This window comes from Christensenella sp., assembly GCF_034927525.1.
Taxonomy (GTDB): Bacteria; Bacillota; Clostridia; order Christensenellales; family Christensenellaceae; genus Christensenella.
Map to the genome: position 1 here is coordinate 1 of NZ_JAYFPU010000341.1, position 3,428 is coordinate 3,428.

A 3,428-nucleotide genomic window follows, 5' to 3' on the forward strand; every position below is an offset into this window, starting at 1 on the left:
GCTGATCTCTCCGGAAAGCACGGCGATCCCTATGATGCCACCGTTTTTCGCCGTTTTGATGTCTGTATACAGCCGGTCGCCAACCATTGCGGTCTTGCTTGCCGCTTTGCCCGTTTTGCTTAAAATATAGTCTACCGTTTCCTTGAACGGTTTGCCCACAAACTTAGGCTCCACGCCCGTGGCATGCGTGATCATGCTTGCCATCGACGCACAGTCCGGCCAGAATTTCCCGCCGTCAAGCGGGCATACCCTGTCGATGTTTGTCGCAAGGAACGGTACGCCGCTCGAAACGAGCCGGCATAACGCATCCGCCTTCTTAAAGTTAAACGTCGTATCGAACCCTAAAACCGCAAAATCTGCCGTTTGCGTATCTTCTTCTAACAGTGTGATCCCCGCCCCGCGAAACTGCGCTTCTAACTCGGGCGTTCCCGCAAGGTATACCTGCGGATCATTGCCGTGTGTTTTTAAGTAATGGATCATCACATCGCCGGACGTCATGATATGCTCACGCGTCATTCCGCTAAACCCGAGGCGTTCGAGCTTTTTCACATAATCGAGCGGTGCTTTTGAAGAATTGTTGGTAAAGAAATAAAACTGCATGCCTTTTTGCTGCATACATTCGATATATTCCTTCGCGCCATCGATCAGCCGGTCGCCCAGATTGATCGTCCCGTCCATATCGAGCACAAAGCATTCGATATCTGCTAAATCCGCCACACCGGCGTTCACTTTTCCCCGTTTTTCTTCCTTCACTGCATCAGCCTCCGTAAACCGCATCATAAATCTGCCTCAGATGATCGTCGTCTAATGATATCTCATTTAAGATCGTATATCTGTTTTTCCTTGTCGTGGGCGCAAGGCGCATCGCCTGCACATAATCTTCATAGGTAAGCCCCAGTTCCTCAAAACTTGTTGGTATTTCAAAACGCCGCAGGAAGCTGCGGATAAATTCATAGTCGCCGCCGTGCAGGTATTCCACCAGCACACTGGCCATTGCTGCCTGCAGCCCGTGGAACGTCCCCTTGCCAAGCGCGTCTATGCCGTGGCTGATGAGGTGCTCTGCCCCGCTTGACGGGCGCGTATCGCCTGTGATGTTCATGGCAAGCCCTGACAATACGATGGATTCCGCCAGCTGCGTCAAAAACGCGGTGTCCTCAAGACTCGGCTGCGTATATTGCAGGATCGCACGCACCGCCGTGCCCGAAATAATGTGCGCAAAATCGTCCATTTTCGCTTTGCCCGCCACAACGGCGATCTCCCAGTCCCGCAGCGCGGTGATATTGGAGATCAGGTCTCCCAGCCCTGCAAGGATCATCTGTCGCGGCGCCTTGCGGATGATGTCCATATCCATGATGATATATGATGGGATTTCCGCCATCAGCGTCCGTACTTCACCATGGTCGCATTTTAAAACCGCCATCGGCGAAGCCACGCCGTCGTGCGACATGGACGTCGGGATGCTGATGAACGGGCGCTTTGACATTGTGGACGCATATTTGCCCACATCGAGCACCTTGCCGCCGCCCATTGCGATGACCGCGTCAAAATCGCGGTTCACGATGTAGTAGGCCATCAGCAATGCCTCGCGCAAGCTGCCTGCGTGTACAAATTCGCGCTTGATGTCCTTACAATAAGAGGACAGATTATCATAAACCTCACTGCCGTAAAGTGCGTCCACCGTCTTGTCGACAATGAGCATCACCTTATCAGTCGGTTTCAAAAACTCTTTCAATTTGGGATATAATATCCCGCTTCCTATCTTTACGCCGTCCGGTACCGCAAAAGTGTTGATATCGCTCACGCCCCTCTTTTTGAATGTGTAAATACAACGAAAAGGTCTTATCATTAAGACCTTTTCCAGTATACCTTATTTATAACAAAATTTCAAAACCTCTTACAGGTTTTCAGACATGATCAAAAATTCATCGTACATGTCCTTTTTGAATACCAGCTCCTTAGCGAGCGCCTCGTCAATGTCCTCGTCGATCGTCTTGTTGTCGTGGATCCCGACGACACGGTTACCGATGCCCTTTGAAAGAAGCTGCACCGCACGTACGCCCATTTGCGTCGCGCGGATACGGTCTGCCGCGCTCGGCGTGCCGCCGCGCTGCGTATAACCGAGCACGATCGCTTTTGCGTCGAGGCTTGCTTTCGCGCGCATATAATTTGCAACTGCTTCGCCCTTGCCCGCGCCTTCCGCGATCAATATGATGCTCGTCATCTTGCCTTTGATGCGGTCGCTCATGATCTTCTCGCAGATGTGGTCGATATCAAATTCCACTTCCGGAATGATGATATGCTCCGCACCGCCTGCGATACCCGCATAAAGCGCGATGTCGCCGCACTTGTTGCCCATGACCTCGATCACACCTACACGCTCATGGGAATTCATCGTGTCGCGGATCTTGGACATCTCGCTCGTTACACCGTTGACCGCCGTATCGAAGCCGATCGTAAAGTCTGTGTACGCAAGGTCGTTGTCGATCGTTCCGGGGATACCGATCGTCGGTACGCCCAGATGCGAAAGCACCTTCGCGCCCTGGAACGAGCCGTCTCCGCCGATCACCACCACGCCCGAGATATCGAACGCTTTGACGACCTTCAAGGCCTTTTGCTGGCCTTCGGGCGTTTTGAATTCTTCGCAGCGCGCCGTCTTTAGGATTGTGCCGCCCTTTTCAACGATGCCGTCCACGTCCTCTGTCTTGATGCGCTCAACCCGTCCTTCGATCAATCCGGCGTATCCTTTTTTGATACCCATGACCGAAAAACCGGCCGCATCCGCCGCCAAAACCACGGAACGAATGCCTGCATTCATGCCCGGCGTGTCTCCCCCACTTGTCAATATTCCAATTCTTTTTTTCATCACACTACCACCATAATATATAAAAATAAACTTTAAACTTCGTCGTCGCCTGAAAAAATTTCACCGTGCTTCGTCAAAATACGCGCACGCCCGGAAATTTTGATCGCTGAGATATTGTCTGTAAACTGGGCAAGCAGAACGTCGCCCGAGGTGAGCTTTTCCGTATGCTGCAGCCGTGTATCCTTGCCGCGCGTCATACCGATCACGTTGACGCCATTTTCAAGCGCCTTCACGACCACATAATCTTCCACATTTTTATCGCCGGGTTCCATGTCCTGCTCCTTCCCTAAGAATTTGCCTTACCAAACCACAATACAGATAACATTCTATCAAAATTCGCCTTAAAAAACAATAACATTTGTGAAAATGACGGATTTGCCTACAATTATTTCACCACGACGTTTGCTTTTCCGAGGTAGGCCTCCAGCTCGCTGAGCAGATCGGCATGGTAGGCGACGCTGCGCGCGCCTGTCAGCTTGTACTTCTGCCCTGTCTTTTCCACATAGACGACCACGCTGTTGTTGCCCGGGTGCCGCGCCATGATGCGCATCAGTCCGTCCACGTC

Annotated in this window: 5 protein-coding genes; all 5 read right to left on the minus strand. The window is 51.9% G+C overall.

Going from position 1 to position 3,428, the window contains the following annotated elements; genetic code table 11:
* Positions 1-780 (minus strand): HAD-IIA family hydrolase (locus VB081_RS13635; protein ID WP_323401325.1); only part of this gene is annotated, 780 nt, incomplete at its 3' end.
* Entirely contained in the window at positions 758-1,846 is a 1,089-nt protein-coding gene (locus VB081_RS13640) for an iron-containing alcohol dehydrogenase family protein (RefSeq protein ID WP_323401326.1), read from the minus strand. The genes VB081_RS13640 and VB081_RS13635, both read right to left, overlap by 23 nt.
* Before the next feature lie 48 nt (positions 1,847-1,894).
* Positions 1,895-2,863, minus strand: coding sequence for a 6-phosphofructokinase (gene pfkA / locus VB081_RS13645; RefSeq protein WP_323401327.1), 969 nt, complete (start codon positions 2,861-2,863; stop codon positions 1,895-1,897).
* A gap of 32 nt (positions 2,864-2,895) precedes the next feature.
* Entirely contained in the window at positions 2,896-3,135 is a 240-nt protein-coding gene (mtrB, locus tag VB081_RS13650; RefSeq protein WP_323401328.1) for a trp RNA-binding attenuation protein MtrB, read from the minus strand.
* A gap of 113 nt (positions 3,136-3,248) precedes the next feature.
* On the minus strand, positions 3,249-3,428 hold a 180-nt coding region (locus VB081_RS13655; protein WP_323401329.1), incomplete at its 5' end, for a hypothetical protein.

What these genes read in the sequence shown, in the direction of transcription:
- mtrB (WP_323401328.1), bottom strand. Translation starts at nt 3,135, where the DNA reads ATGGAACCCGGCGATAAAAATGTGGAAGATTATGTGGTCGTGAAGGCG.
- pfkA (WP_323401327.1), bottom strand. Translation starts at nt 2,863, where the DNA reads ATGAAAAAAAGAATTGGAATATTGACAAGTGGGGGAGACACGCCGGGC.
- VB081_RS13640 (WP_323401326.1), bottom strand. Translation starts at nt 1,846, where the DNA reads ATGATAAGACCTTTTCGTTGTATTTACACATTCAAAAAGAGGGGCGTG.